Source organism: Caldicellulosiruptoraceae bacterium PP1 (assembly GCA_041320695.1).
Classification (GTDB): Bacteria; Bacillota; Thermoanaerobacteria; order Caldicellulosiruptorales; family Caldicellulosiruptoraceae; genus JBGGOQ01.
This window is the reverse complement of record JBGGOQ010000003.1, coordinates 141,417-155,494: the sequence shown is the minus strand read 5'-3', so window position 1 is coordinate 155,494 and position 14,078 is coordinate 141,417. Positions and strand designations below refer to the sequence as shown.

17 protein-coding genes and 2 tRNA genes are annotated in these 14,078 nt (G+C 29.7%); 16 read left to right on the top strand and 3 right to left on the bottom strand.

The features are described 5' to 3' along the window. The 8 genes from hypE to ACAG39_06565 are packed head-to-tail and all read left to right on the top strand — an operon-like array spanning position 1 to position 6,376. The gene (hypE, locus tag ACAG39_06600; GenBank protein MEZ0536907.1) at positions 1-1,002 is read left to right on the top strand and encodes a hydrogenase expression/formation protein HypE; all 1,002 of its coding nucleotides are present in this window, start codon (positions 1-3) and stop codon (positions 1,000-1,002) included. Positions 1,003-1,023: 21 nt separating this feature from the next. Beyond that, positions 1,024-1,716 (top strand): hypothetical protein, encoded by a 693-nt coding sequence (locus ACAG39_06595; GenBank protein ID MEZ0536906.1) that lies wholly within the window; start codon positions 1,024-1,026, stop codon positions 1,714-1,716. 22 nt (positions 1,717-1,738) lie between these two features. Continuing rightward, entirely contained in the window at positions 1,739-1,942 is a 204-nt protein-coding gene (locus ACAG39_06590) for an indolepyruvate ferredoxin oxidoreductase subunit alpha (protein MEZ0536905.1), read from the top strand. A gap of 2 nt (positions 1,943-1,944) precedes the next feature. Next, complete coding sequence (locus ACAG39_06585; protein MEZ0536904.1) at positions 1,945-3,015, top strand: 3-methyl-2-oxobutanoate dehydrogenase subunit VorB; 1,071 nt, start codon at positions 1,945-1,947, stop codon at positions 3,013-3,015. Next, positions 2,999-3,748, top strand: coding sequence for a thiamine pyrophosphate-dependent enzyme (locus ACAG39_06580; protein ID MEZ0536903.1), 750 nt, complete (start codon positions 2,999-3,001; stop codon positions 3,746-3,748). Before ACAG39_06585 ends, ACAG39_06580 begins: the two co-directional genes overlap by 17 nt. After that, entirely contained in the window at positions 3,745-4,272 is a 528-nt protein-coding gene (locus ACAG39_06575) for a 2-oxoacid:acceptor oxidoreductase family protein (protein ID MEZ0536902.1), read from the top strand. The genes ACAG39_06580 and ACAG39_06575 overlap by 4 nt, the downstream gene beginning before the upstream one ends. 17 nt (positions 4,273-4,289) lie before the next feature. Continuing rightward, the gene (locus ACAG39_06570; GenBank protein MEZ0536901.1) at positions 4,290-5,675 is read left to right on the top strand and encodes a VanW family protein; all 1,386 of its coding nucleotides are present in this window, start codon (positions 4,290-4,292) and stop codon (positions 5,673-5,675) included. Between the two features lie 32 nt (positions 5,676-5,707). Beyond that, positions 5,708-6,376, top strand: a complete 669-nt coding sequence (locus ACAG39_06565) for a DUF2225 domain-containing protein (protein MEZ0536900.1) — start codon at positions 5,708-5,710, stop codon at positions 6,374-6,376. A 157-nt stretch (positions 6,377-6,533) separates the two neighbouring features. Here the strand turns inward: ACAG39_06565 and safA are convergent, their stop codons facing one another. Next, positions 6,534-7,157, bottom strand: coding sequence for a SafA/ExsA family spore coat assembly protein (gene safA / locus ACAG39_06560; protein MEZ0536899.1), 624 nt, complete (start codon positions 7,155-7,157; stop codon positions 6,534-6,536). Between the two features lie 83 nt (positions 7,158-7,240). Further along, complete coding sequence (locus ACAG39_06555) at positions 7,241-7,714, bottom strand: GNAT family N-acetyltransferase (protein MEZ0536898.1); 474 nt, start codon at positions 7,712-7,714, stop codon at positions 7,241-7,243. 128 nt (positions 7,715-7,842) lie between these two features. Here ACAG39_06555 and ACAG39_06550 point away from each other — a divergent pair, with 128 nt between their 5' ends. From ACAG39_06550 to ACAG39_06540, 3 genes are all read left to right on the top strand, one after another. Continuing rightward, positions 7,843-8,280 carry a DUF5362 family protein gene (locus ACAG39_06550; GenBank protein ID MEZ0536897.1) on the top strand — a complete coding sequence of 146 codons (438 nt, stop codon included), beginning with the start codon at positions 7,843-7,845 and terminating at the stop codon, positions 8,278-8,280. Positions 8,281-8,376: 96 nt separating this feature from the next. Next, positions 8,377-8,451 (top strand) — tRNA-Asn (locus ACAG39_06545). A 7-nt stretch (positions 8,452-8,458) separates the two neighbouring features. After that, positions 8,459-8,534 (top strand) — tRNA-Ile (locus tag ACAG39_06540). Between the two features lie 40 nt (positions 8,535-8,574). Here ACAG39_06540 and ACAG39_06535 read toward each other — a convergent pair. Further along, positions 8,575-8,721: a hypothetical protein gene (locus ACAG39_06535; protein MEZ0536896.1), complete on the bottom strand. Its 147-nt coding sequence runs from the start codon at positions 8,719-8,721 to the stop codon at positions 8,575-8,577. A gap of 82 nt (positions 8,722-8,803) precedes the next feature. Here ACAG39_06535 and ACAG39_06530 point away from each other — a divergent pair, with 82 nt between their 5' ends. The 5 genes from ACAG39_06530 (at position 8,804) to cysK (ending at position 13,993) form a co-directional block, all read left to right on the top strand. After that, positions 8,804-9,472, top strand: coding sequence for a tRNA (adenine(22)-N(1))-methyltransferase TrmK (locus ACAG39_06530; protein ID MEZ0536895.1), 669 nt, complete (start codon positions 8,804-8,806; stop codon positions 9,470-9,472). Next, a complete protein-coding gene (locus ACAG39_06525; protein ID MEZ0536894.1) occupies positions 9,469-10,569 on the top strand; it encodes a Nif3-like dinuclear metal center hexameric protein in 1,101 nt (366 codons plus the stop codon). Before ACAG39_06530 ends, ACAG39_06525 begins: the two co-directional genes overlap by 4 nt. A gap of 15 nt (positions 10,570-10,584) precedes the next feature. Then, the gene (gene ligA / locus ACAG39_06520) at positions 10,585-12,606 is read left to right on the top strand and encodes an NAD-dependent DNA ligase LigA (GenBank protein MEZ0536893.1); all 2,022 of its coding nucleotides are present in this window, start codon (positions 10,585-10,587) and stop codon (positions 12,604-12,606) included. Between the two features lie 57 nt (positions 12,607-12,663). Continuing rightward, positions 12,664-12,975, top strand: a complete 312-nt coding sequence (locus ACAG39_06515; GenBank protein ID MEZ0536892.1) for a phasin family protein — start codon at positions 12,664-12,666, stop codon at positions 12,973-12,975. A 91-nt stretch (positions 12,976-13,066) separates the two neighbouring features. Beyond that, complete coding sequence (gene cysK / locus ACAG39_06510) at positions 13,067-13,993, top strand: cysteine synthase A (protein ID MEZ0536891.1); 927 nt, start codon at positions 13,067-13,069, stop codon at positions 13,991-13,993. The last annotated feature ends 85 nt before the right edge of the window (positions 13,994-14,078 follow it).

Below are 14,078 nucleotides of genomic sequence, written 5' to 3'. Positions count from 1 at the left end.
ATGGACACGATAATAAAAAAAGAGCATGGTAATGGTGGTAAACAGACTTTTGAACTGATTAATGAAGTGTTTAAGAAGGCATTTGAAAATAAGTTTCTTGAAAAGGCTGATGATGCAACAAGTCTTTTTGTTAATTCAAATGATATTGCTGTTTCAACAGATAGCTTTGTAGTAAAACCCATATTTTTTGAAGGTGGAGATATTGGAAAGCTTTCTGTTTGTGGAACTTCTAATGATTTAGCAGTAAGTGGTTACAGAATAAGGTATCTAACTACCTCTTTTATAATTGAAGAGGGATTTAAATTTGATGATTTAATTAGAATTGCTGAATCAATTGGTGAATATACAAGAAAGATGGATGCTTTTGTAGTTGCAGGGGATACAAAAGTGGTTGAAAAGGGGGCATGCGATGGTATTTTTATAAATACAACAGGAATTGGTGAAAAAATAGAAAAGTTTCAAAGCTTTATTCAAGTAAAAGATGGACAGTCAATTATTGCAAGTGGCGATATTGGAAGACATGGTGCATGTATTTATTCACATAATCAGGAACTTGGACTTGAAAAACCAATAACTAGTGATTGTGATTTATTATATAAACCGATAAGTGAAATTCTAGGCATGTATCCAAATTCAGTTTCTTATATAAAAGATCTTACAAGAGGTGGACTTGCTACGGCACTTAATGAGATTTCAATTAAAAGTGGTATTTCAATTGAAATAAATGAAGAAAAATTACCTATTTCAAACGAAGTATTAGGCATTTCTGATATTTTAGGATTAGATCCACTTTATTTAGCTTGTGAAGGAAGATTTGTAATCATTGTTGAGGATATAATAAAAAAAGATGTAATTGAAATATTAAAAAAATATAATTTGAATGCTTGTGAGATTGGAAAAACAATAGATGATAAAAAACAAAAGGTTTATTTAAAAACGCTTTTTGGTGGGACAAGGATAGTTGATATGCTATATTTCGAAATGCTTCCAAGAATATGCTAATAAAAGGGTGAGTGTATTTTCATGTGTATGACAGTTCCATTAAGTTTTTTGAATAAGAAAGTAAATATCCTTTCAGGAACAGCTGGTAGCGGCAAAAGTGAGCTTGCATTGAACATTGCATTTGATATTGGGGATTTCTTAAATATCAACCTAATTGATGCAGATGTTATAAATTACTATTTTAACTTAAGAAATGTAAAAGATTTAATAAATAAGAAGAACATAAAATTTATTACAACCCATTTTGAGAATGCAGCAATTGATTTGCCAATAATGTCTGGTGAAATAATAAATGCCATTCAGAATGACGAAACAGTTAATATTATTGATGTAGGTGGAGATGCTTTAGGTATATCTGTTTTAGCACAATATAAAGAGATTTTTGAACAAAAAGGATATAATCTCTTTTATGTATTGAACGTTTTTAGACCTGAAAATTCTACAACTGAAAAGATTATAGAAAACATGAATGATATTGAGAGTATATTAAATCTTAATATTAACGGAATAATTAATTGTTCACATTTACTTGATAAAACAACCATAGGTGATGTAATATCAAGTCTTGAAATTGCTCAAAAAATAAGTGAAATTAAAAATGTCCCATATACATTAACTGTAATTAATGAAAAACTTTTTGAACAGGAATTAATTGAAGAAATCAAAAAATACTCTTTAGTATATGCTATAAAAAAGTATATAATAAGAGAATGAATTACCTTTTGGAGGTATTTAGATGGGTTTAAAAATTAATGAGGATAAGTGTAAAGGGTGTGGGCTTTGTATTGAATTTTGTCCTTCAAAAGTATTGAATCTAAACAAGGATAAAATTAATAAAAAAGGTTATAATCCTGTTAAGATGGAAACGCCTGATAAGTGTCGACTTTGTGGCATTTGTTACAAAGTGTGTCCAGATGTTGTTTTTGAGGTAGGTGAGTAGAAATGAAGATGTTAGTTAAAGGAAATGAGGCTATAGCTGAGGCAGCAATAAGAGCAGGATGTGATTGTTTTTTTGGTTATCCTATAACACCACAGACAGAGTTACTTCAATATATGGCAAAAAAGCTACTTAGATCAAATAAAGTTTTTGTTCAAGCTGAAAGTGAAGTTGGAGCAATTAATATGGCTTATGGTGCTTCAAGTTGTGGTAAGAGGGTAATGACCTCTTCTTCAGGTCCAGGTATTAGTTTAAAACAAGAAGGCATATCTTATTTGGCTGGTGCCGAGCTTCCCTGTGTTATTGTTAATGTAATGAGGGGTGGCCCAGGTCTTGGGAACATTAATGTTGCCCAGTCAGATTATTTTCAAGCTGTAAAAGGTGGTGGACATGGAGACTATAAAGTAATTACTTTAGCTCCAAATTCTGTTCAAGAAGCAGTTCATTTAACTTATCTTGCTTTTGATTTAGCAGACAAATATCGTAATCCTACGATGATATTGCTAGATGGTATGTTAGGGCAAATGATGGAGGCAGTTGAATTTGAAGATATTTCATATAAAGAATACAATAAGGATTTTGCAGTTACTGGCGATAGAAATAAGGAAAAACGAATTACAAATTCTCTATATATAATTCCAGAGGAATTAGAGAATCATAATATAAAACTTAATAAAAAATATGAAATCATAAAAGAAAATGAAGTACTTTTCGAAGAATATCAAATAAATGATGCTGAAATAATTTTTGTAGCATTTGGAACATGTGCAAGAATTGTTAAAAGTGCAGTAAAAAAATTAAGATTAAATGGAATAAAAGTAGGCTTATTTAGACCAATCACATTATGGCCATTTCCAGAAAAACAACTTGAAGAGTATTCACTAAATGATAAAGTCAAAATGTTTATTGATGTTGAATTTAATATGGGTCAAATGTTAGAAGATGTTAAAATAGCAATTGGAAAAAGAAAAAATATTTATTTTATAGGGAGAACAGGTGGAATGATACCCTCTGTTGATGATATTGTTGAAAAGGTTGGAGAACTAGTTGAGAAAGGGGTTGAGAATATTGTTTAGTAAACCTAAAGCTCTTTCAAGTATTTCAACCCATTATTGTCCTGGCTGTGGGCATGGAATTATTCACAGAATTATTGCAGAAGTAATTGATGAACTACCACAAGACCAAAAGATAATCGGTGTTGCTCCTGTTGGCTGTTCTGTGTTTATATATGATTATTTTAACTTTGATTTTGTTGCCGCAGCACATGGAAGAGCACCAGCAGTTGCAACAGGTGTGAAAAGAAGCATTAGAGATGCTCTAGTTTTTTCATATCAAGGAGATGGAGACATTGCAGCCATTGGTACATCAGAGATAATTCATGCTGCTGCAAGAGGTGAAAGTTTTACTGCTATTTTTGTTAATAATGGAGTATATGCAATGACAGGAGGACAGATGGCTCCAACTTCTATTCCAGGTCAAATTACAGTTTCATCTCCATATGGTAGAGATCCTAAAATTCAAGGCTATCATATTAAGCTATGTGAAATGTTAGAACCACTTGATGGTGTTGCTTTTATAGCAAGAACATCAATACATAATATAAAAAATATAGAAATGACAAAAAAAATAATTAGAAAAGCTTTTGATATACAAATAAATGAATTAGGTTTTTCAATTATTGAAATTCTTTCAAACTGTCCAACAAACTGGGGGATGACGCCTATTAAAAGCATGAAAAGGATTGAGGAAGAGGTAATAAAATATTATCCACTAGGCATTTTTAAAGACAAAGGTGGGGATATAAAATGACAGAAGAGATAATTATAGCTGGCTTTGGTGGTCAAGGTGTGCTTTTTTTAGGTGAAACTATTGCTAGAATTGGTATGATTTTAGGCAAAAATGTTTCATGGCTTCCTTCTTATGGGCCAGAGATGCGTGGCGGGACTGCAAATTGTTCTGTTATCATTTCAGATGATGAAATAGCATCACCAGTTGTTTTTAAACCATCAACTTTTTTTGCATTAAATAGGCCTTCATTTGAGAAATTTGAGAATTTTGTTGAAAAAAATGGTATAATTTTAATGAATACTTCGCTTATCGATTTACAAGGGAAAAGAGATGATGTAATATATATTAGTGTTGATGCAACTAATATTGCTTCAAGCTTAGGTAATATTAAGGCTACAAATATGGTCATGCTTGGTGCATATATAAAATATAAAAAGCTATTCGATTTATATCAAGTATTAGATTTTATATCTAAAAATTCAAAAAGCAAGGAATTTTTTGAAATAAATAAAAGGGCAGTGGAATATGGATATAATAGTATTTAATATTGGAGGCTTATAATTTGAAGAAAAAGGTATTATTGATTTCATTTCTCATATTATTAATTTTTACAACAAGTATTTCAGGATATTTTTTGTATAATACTATTACTTCTTTGTTAAATACTAATAAGATATATAAAGGTATTTACATTGAAGATGTTTATGTTAGTGGTCTTACAAAGTCTCAAGCATATGAAATTATAAAAGCAAAATACCTTGATACAATAGGAAATAAGTCAATAATAATTAATATTCAAAATGATAGATTTACTTATAGCTTAAAATATTTTGATGTAAATCTGAACATTAAAGAAGCAATAGATGAAGCTTTTTCCATAGGTAGAAATGGAAACTTTTTAGAACGATTAAGAGAAATTAAAAAAATTTATGACAATCCTGTAAAAATAAGTTTAAGTTATTCATATAATAATTCTAAAATTAAAAGAATTTCAGAAAAATTAGCATTGAGATATTATAAAAAATCAATAAATGCAAGCATAAAAAGAATAAATAATAAATTTGTGATTACTAATAGTTCTTATGGAACTAGTTTAGATTATAAAAAATTAGCAGAAGAAATGAAGAAATTATTAGATAATAAAAAAGGTGGAGAAATAAATTGTAAGCTTAACTTAATTAGGCCTACAATAACTGAAGAAGATTTAAGAAAGATTACTGATGTTATTGGTGAATTTACAACAAAGTTTAATGCATCTAATATTCCAAGAAGTATTAATATTGAGGTTGCTGCAAACAAAATTAATGGTAATATTGTTTTACCAGGAGAAACATATTCACTTTCAAATGTTCTGAGTCCTGTTACAGTAGAAAATGGTTATAAAATTGCGAAAGTAATAGTTGGGAATGAATTTGTAGATGGTGTTGGAGGAGGACTTTGCCAGATTGCTACTACACTCTATAATGCTGTTTTACAAGCACAATTAAAGGTTGTTGAGAGACTTCCACATTCTGCATTAGTATCCTATGTTCCACCAGGTAGAGATGCCACAGTTGCAAGTGGATCAATTGATTTTAAATTTAAAAATAACTCTGATACAATAATTTATATTGAAAGCTTTAGGAACAAAGATACAGTTACTGTAAGGCTTTATGGTAAGAATAGCCATATTGGAGAAGTTGTGAAATTTGAAAATGAAATTGTAGAAAAAATACCATACAAGGTTGTATACAAAAATGATCCCACACTTCCAAAAGGAGTTAAAAAAAGGAAAGGTATACCACAAGGAGGTTTGAAAGTTAAAACATATATGTCCATTTATAAAGATGGAATACTTATTTCTAAAAAATTATTATCTTATGATTACTACAAGCCAGTCGATGATGTTTATCTTGTAGGAACTAAAGAAGTTTTAACTAATAAAGACAAAATTAATGACGATAGGTAATAGTGTTGGCGAAATTAGGGAGGCAACTTTCGATGGATTTGTATGAAAAAAACTGGAACTGTCCAGTTTGCAATAATAATTTTAAAGCACCAGCTGTTAAAAGTAGTGCTATTAAATTAGATAAAAAGGATACCGATTTTTGTTTATACTATAAAGGCATTAATCCTCTATTTTATGATGTTATTGTTTGTCCTAATTGTGGATATAGTGCACTTTCGAAGAACTTTAATAAAATTACAAATAAAGATATAGAAAGCATTAAAGAAAAGGTATGCTCCAAATGGTTGAAAAGAAATATTCCATTTGAAAGAACTGAACTTGATGCAATTTCACTTTATAAGTTAGCTCTAATATCTGCTATATCTAAATTTAAAATAAATAAATTTGAGGTTGCAGGGATACTTCTTCGAATTGCTTGGTTATATAGATATCTTAATGATACCAAAAATGAACTTGAATATTTAAGCCTTGCTTTAAATAATTATCTTGAGGTATATGAAGATAATTCAACTGTTTCTGATGAGTTAGATAGTGCAACAATAATGTATCTAATAGCTGAGCTATATAGAAGAATAGGTAATTTCGAACAATCAAAAAGGTGGTTTTCAATGCTTATCTCAAGTAAGGAGGCTAGACAAAATCCTAATATTTTAGATCTTGCACGAGAACAGATTCAAGTAATTAAAGATATACAAGTATAGATGGGTGAGAAAAATGAGATTGAGTAAAAAAACAATTCAGATTATTTCATTAATTGTTGCAATATTATTTATTGCAATGATAATTCTTTCACTTATTTTAAGATGATATAAAATATATTGGGAGCTACCTAAAATTAATTTAGATAGCTCCCTTAAATTATGGTCTTATAAACATCTGAGTCCAATAAAATGTTCCATTACTCTTTTTTGCGACACCAACCCCTATTTCAGTATATGAAGAGCTTAAAATATTTGCTCTGTGCCCAGGTGAATTCATCCAGCTATTTACAACTTCTTGTGGGCTTCTTTGGCCAAATGCAATATTTTCACCTGCTGAAGAGAACTTCAGACCAAAGTTTTCCATCATATTAAATGGGGATCCATAAGTAGGCGATTGGTGTGAAAAATAGTTTTTATTTACCATATCTTGCGACTTATATCTTGCAACCCTTGATAGTTGCCAATTTGCTTTAAGTGGTATAAGACCTCTTTTTGTTCTTTCAATATTAGTTATTCTAATTACTTCATTTTCAAGAGATTTTATATCATCAATACTTGGTATATTTATCTTTTGACCAGGATAAATAAGGTTTGGATTTTTAAGCTGCGGATTTGCAGCAATTAACTCACTTATACCAATTTGATATTTTACAGCAATTGCCCAAAGCGTATCTCCACTTTGAACTAAATGTGTGCCTGATTGAGCAAACGCAAAAGAAAATGAAATAAAAATTAATATTAAAATTAAAACAATAAATTTCTTCAAAAATATCACCCCCATAAAAATAGTTTTAAAATAATTTATTATTTTTATGAGGGAAAATTATTAATATTTTCAAATAAAATTTATTTAAAAAATTAAAATTATTGATATTCTTTACATAATAATGCTCTTAAATATCCTTTTTCCTTTGAAACCTCTTCAATGTAAAATCCTCTTGCATAATAAAATCTTACCAAATCTTTTACTTTAGAAGCTGTATGAAGATAGACCCTTTTTACTCCTAATTCAATTAGTCTTTCATCAACAACTTTCATCAAAGCCTTACCTACACCATTATTTTGGAATGATAATTTTACTCCAAATCTACTAATATAGGCAGTTTTATCAGGAAATATTTCAACTCTTATTGAGCCTACTAGTTCACCATCAATAAATGCAACATATACTTCTTTGTTGTTAATATCATTTATAATTTCATCAATTGTTTCATTAACTGCAGCATTATTTGTAGGATCTATGTCTGCAAGTTCGCAATATTTTATAAACGCTTCATGCGTAACTGCCTTTATTGATATGGCATCTTCTATTTTAGCTTTTCTTACAACAAATTCCATACTCATCCCTCCATATGAATAATTATAAATCAAAACGAATAAAAATACAAGACATATTTTGTATATACAAAATCTATAATTTATAATAAAATAATAAATAATGGAATTAAGTAATGGAGGTATATTAAATGGAAAATAATAATTTTAGTCAAACAGAACAGAATAATCCTTCAAATGTTGAGAAACCCAATAACGCTGCAATGATGCAAATATTATCCTCCTCAATTAAGTGGAGCAATTTTGTTGGAGTTATGTGGATTATTTCAGGAGCAATAACCTGTATAACTATTATTGGAATTATACTTGGTATCCCAATGATAATTATGGGTGTGAAACTTCTTAATTTATCAGAATCCTTAAAGGTATTGCAATTTGATTTTTCAAATGAGGGAACACAAAAAAGCTTTGATGCATTAAACAGATATCTAAAAGTTCATGGTATCTATTTTATTCTATACATTATTTGTGCTTTAATACCAATAATAATTTTTATTATAATATTGCTTTTGCTTCCCACCTCATTTATGCATGATTTCTCTAATTCTATTATGGACGGTATATATTAAAAAATTTTTAAAAAGCCTATTGACAAAAAATCATTTATAAGTATAATTAATAATGTCGACGGCGGGAAAGTCAAAGACAAAAGTAAAGTAAGAAGTTCCTCGGTAGCTCAGCGGTGGAGCATCCGGCTGTTAACCGGAGGGTCGTAGGTTCGAATCCTACCCGGGGAGCCAATTTTTTGGGCCTTTAGCTCAGTTGGTAGAGCGACCGGCTCATAACCGGTTGGTCTGGGGTTCGAGTCCCTAAGGGCCCACCAATTATGAAAATAATTAAGGCAAGTTTATCAAACTTGCCTTTTATTTTTTTTCTTCTATCTTTTTTTGTTGACTTTCTTCAAGTTTTTCACATGTTGTTAATACCCTTTTTATCAGTGTTTCTTCTGATAAATTAATAAAATTATTAAACATCTCAAAATCATTTTCTTTATCTTTTATTCTTTTCATGCTATCACCACATAACTTTGATTTGATATTATTATTAACAAAATTTATAATGTTTATAGATTCATTTAAAGGGCGTGTTATTGTGCTGTCAAAAAGACTTAGTGCTATTTTTGAATTAATTGATAATTGTTACTGTTTAGGCGATATTGGAACAGACCACGGCTATATACCAGTTCAAGCAATACTAACTAAGAAGGCTCAAAAAGCAATTGCAACAGACTTAAATATAAAACCGCTAAATAAAGCAAGAGAATATGCAATCAAAAAAGGTGTTGCTGATAAAATAGAATTTAGGCTTGGAAATGGAATTGAAATAATTGAAAAGGATGAATGCCAAAACATGGTAATTGCAGGAATGGGAGGTTCATTGATTAAAGATATCTTAAAAGATAGTATAAATAAGATTGTAAATACTAAACTTATATTACAACCAATGAAAGATATAAAAGAATTAAGAGAATGGCTGTACAAAAATGGCTTTTCAATAGATTATGAGGTGGTTATAGAGGATTCAAATAAATTCTATATTATTATAATTGCTAACTTTAAAAATGCTTTTATAAATTATTCTCAAAAGGATATCGACATTGGAACATTTTACAAATATAAATTTGGTGATATAGAAAAGGAATATCTAAAATACTTATATAAAATAAACTTAAATATAATGAATAACAAAAAATTAAATAATATAGATTATAAAGAACAGGAAAATGTGATTATGTATATAAAGGAGGTAATTAATATATGATAAGCATTCAAGAGATTATTTCATATCTGGAGAAATATTTCCCAAAAAATAATTCGTATGATTGGGATAATGTAGGAATCAATGTTGGAGGATTTGATAAAAAGATTGAGAATATTTTAATTTCTGTTGATATAAATAATGACATAGTTGACGAAGCAATCAAAAAACAATGTCAAGTGATAATATCTCATCATCCATTGATATTTCAAGGGATAAAATCAATAAGAAGTGATTTACCTGATGGGGAGCTTATATATAAACTAATAAAAAATGATATAGTACATTATTGCATGCACACAAATGCTGATATATCTGAATATGGGAATAACTATTATATTTCAAAGTTATTAAAACTTGAAGATGTTAAAGGATTAAGCTTTTTCTCTAAGGATGAATATTATAAAATAGTTGTGTATGTTCCTAAAAGCCATGCAGATAAAGTTCGAGACATAATGGCCAAAGAGGGAGCAGGACATATAGGTAATTATAGCCATTGTTTCTTCAAAGTAGAAGGTATTGGAAGTTTTAAACCACTTGAAGGATCCAATCCCTTTATTGGGAATATAGGAGAGGTTGAAACAGTCGATGAGATAAGGATTGAAACAATTGTAAACAAAAAGGATTTAAAAAAAGTAATAAGAGCAATGGAAAAAGGTCATCCTTATGAAGAGGTAGCTTATGATATTTATAAACTTGAAAATGAAATAAAAACAAATTCATTAGGTATTATTGGGAAAAGAAAAATGAGTGCCAATGAATTAATAAATGAAATTAAAAACATTTTTGGTTGCAGATTTGTAAAAGCTATGATTTTGAAAGAAAGTTTTGAAAAAATTGCCGTATGTTCAGGTTCCGGTAAAGACCTTATTAAAGATGCAAGTTTTGCAGGTGCAGATATCTTTATTACAGCAGATATTACTCACCATTCTATGCTTCAAGCAAGAGATTTAGGACTTAGCATAATAGATATCGGACATTTTTATTCTGAAAGAGTATTTATTGACAGTATATATAAAATATTAAGTAAACATGAAAAGAAAAATATGTTTAACATATTTAAATCAGAGATAATAACAGATTATTTAGAAGTATACTAATTTGGAGTGGTTAAAATGCAAAATAAAGATGTTTTGAAAAGAATTAAAGAATTGGTGGAACTGATTAATTATCATAACCATAAATATTATGTTGAAGATGATCCTCAAATTAGCGATTATGAATATGATATGCTTTTAAGAGAACTGATATGGTTAGAAGATAAATATCCAGAATTAGTTCAGCCTGATTCTCCCACCAAAAGGGTTGGTGGAGAAGCAAAGAAAGGGTTTAGCCAAGTAACTCACAGAATCCCTTTATTATCACTCTCTAATGTTTTTAATGAAGGAGAGCTTTATGATTTTGATAGGCGGCTAAAAGAATTAATTGGTGAAGATTTTGATTATATTGTTGAATATAAAATTGATGGATTATCTGTTTCGTTGGAATATCAAAATGGTCTTTTCATAAAAGGTGCAACTCGTGGTGATGGGTTTGTTGGGGAGGATGTAACAGAAAATTTAAAAACAATAAAAACAATACCATTAAGACTTAAAGAGAATGTTGATATTGTTGTTCGTGGAGAAGTTTTTATGTCTAAGGAAGAGTTTTTAAGGATAAATCAGGAGCGTGAAGAAAATGAAGAAAGCCTTTTTGCAAATCCAAGGAATGCTGCTGCAGGTTCATTAAGACAGCTGGATCCGAAAATAACAGCAAAAAGAAAATTAGATATATTTATATTTAATATTCAAGAATGTTCAAAAAATTTTACAACCCATGAAGAATCATTAAGATATCTCAAAGATATTGGATTTAAGGTGTCTCCTGACTTTAAATTATGCTCAAATATAAAAGATGTTTATAAACGCATTTTAGAAATAAATGAAATTAAGGATAGCTTACCATTTGAAATTGATGGTGCTGTTGTGAAACTAAATCAATTAAATCTTAGAGAAATTGCAGGTACAACATCAAAAGCACCAAGATGGGCTACTGCATATAAATTTCCACCTGAAAAAAAGGAAACAAAGTTAATTGATATAACTATCAATGTAGGTAGGACTGGCATTCTTACTCCTAATGCAGTATTAGAACCGGTTAGGATATCAGGTTCTCAGGTATCTCGAGCAACACTTCATAATATTGATTATATTAAGCAGAAAGATATACGAATAGGTGATACAGTAGTTATACAGAAAGCAGCTGAAATAATACCTGAGGTTGTTGAAGTTGTTTTTTCAAAAAGGACAGGTAATGAAAAGGAATTTAATATGCCATCAAAATGTCCTGTATGTGGTGCTGATGTTGTTAGATTTGAAGACGAAGTAGCTTATAGATGTACAGGGATTGAGTGTCCTGCAAAAAGTTATAGGGAGATATTGCATTTTGTTTCACGAGACGCAATGGATATTGAAGGAATGGGAGAAATGATTGTAAAGACACTTTTTGAAAAAGGGCTTATTAAAAATCCTGCAGACATATATTATTTGAAATTTGAAGATTTAATTAAATTGGAACGTTTTGGCGAAAAGTCTGTAAATAATCTACTTCAAGCTATTGAGAAATCCAAAAAACAGTCAATTGATAGGTTGATTTTTGCATTAGGGATAAGGCATATTGGGCAAAAAGCTTCAAAAACATTAGCATCAAATATTTCCTCAATATATGAACTATTTGATATTACAAAAGATAGACTACTCCAGTTAGAAGATTTTGGTGAAAAGATGGCTGATAGTATAATAACATTTTTTAAGCAAGATCAAACAAGACACTTTATCGATAGGCTTAAAAGTGTAGGTGTTAATTTAGTTTCTGAAAACAAGCTTAAAAGTGATTTATTATCAGGATTTACATTTGTTTTGACAGGTACCTTAGCAAGATATACAAGAAATGAAGCAAAAGAAAAACTTGAAAACTTAGGAGCTAAGACGAGTGAAAGTGTATCAAAAAAAACTACTGCTGTGATAGCTGGAGAGGATGCAGGAAGTAAACTTAAGAAGGCTAATTCATTAGGAATTAAGGTATTAAATGAAGAGCAATTAGAAAGTATTTTAAATGCAAAATCTCGTGATGAAGTTCTGAGGATTATTAATATATAATAAAATTCATCTTAATAGGGTATATTATTATTAAATACTATTAAAAGGTGGAATAGCATGAGAGATGAATTGGAGAAGATTTTAAGCATTGGCCTCGGATTTATATCTTACTCTAAAGAGAAAATAGAAAAAGTAATAAATGAACTTGTTGAAAAAGGTGAAGTTACAAAAAGCGAAGCAGCAGAAATTATAGAAAAATTAACCAAGAAAGGAGAAGAACAGAAGAAAGATATTAACGATTATATAGCAAATCAAGTAGAAAAAATTATTTCTAAATTAAATCTTGCATACAAAAGTGATATTGTTACTGAAGAAAGGATAAGAGAAATAGTAAAAGAGGAGATAGACAAATTTAAAAATAATTACTAGTTTCTTAATTAATTTTTTTTTGACAATGTAGGACATAAGTAGTATAATAAAATTAATTCCGAGTATTTCGATATAATATGGGGGTATTTAAATGATATACAATAATATTTTAGAATTGATAGGTAAGACACCTTTGGTAAGGCTAAATAAACTATCTCAACAAGTTGATGCAGAAATAATTGCAAAAGTAGAATCTTTTAATCCTGGTGGGAGTGTAAAAGACAGAATTGGACTAAATATGATTGTACAAGCTGAAAAAGAAGGCAAGATAAACAAAGACACAACAATTATTGAACCTACTAGTGGCAATACTGGAATAGCACTTGCGTATATAAGTGCTGTGAAGGGATATAAACTAATACTTACAATGCCTGAAACAATGAGTATAGAAAGAAGGAAGCTTCTAGCTGCATATGGTGCAGAAATTGTTCTAACACCAGGTGAAAAAGGTATGAAAGGTGCCATAGAAAAAGCACTCGAGCTTATGAATCAAATTCCAAACTCCTTCATGCCACAGCAGTTTGAAAACTTAGCAAATCCAGATATCCACAGAAAAACTACTGCCTTGGAAATATGGAATGACACAGATGGAAAAGTAGATATCTTTGTAGGTGGTGTTGGTACTGGTGGCACTGTTACAGGAGTAGGAGAGGTATTAAAATCGAAAAAACCATCAATACAAGTATTTGCTGTCGAGCCTTTTGATTCACCTGTTTTAAGTGGTGGAACTCCAAGACCACACAAAATTCAAGGAATCGGAGCAGGATTTGTTCCTAAGGTTTTAAACACTAATATTTATAATGAGGTTATTAAAGTAAAAACAGAAGAGGCTTATGAAATGGCAAGGTATTTAGCTAAAGATGAAGGAATTCTTTGCGGTATTTCATCTGGAGCTGCATTGTTTGGAGCTTATCTTGTCGCAAAAAGACCAGAGAACAAGAAAAAGATGATTGTCGTATTGTTACCAGATACTGGTGAAAGATATCTATCTACTGAGTTATTTTCATATAACGGATAAAAAAGGATAGCAAAATTATTTTTGATTTGATATAATATTAACAAACATATTCTGAATGGTTAGTTTTTTCTGGTCATTCGGATAA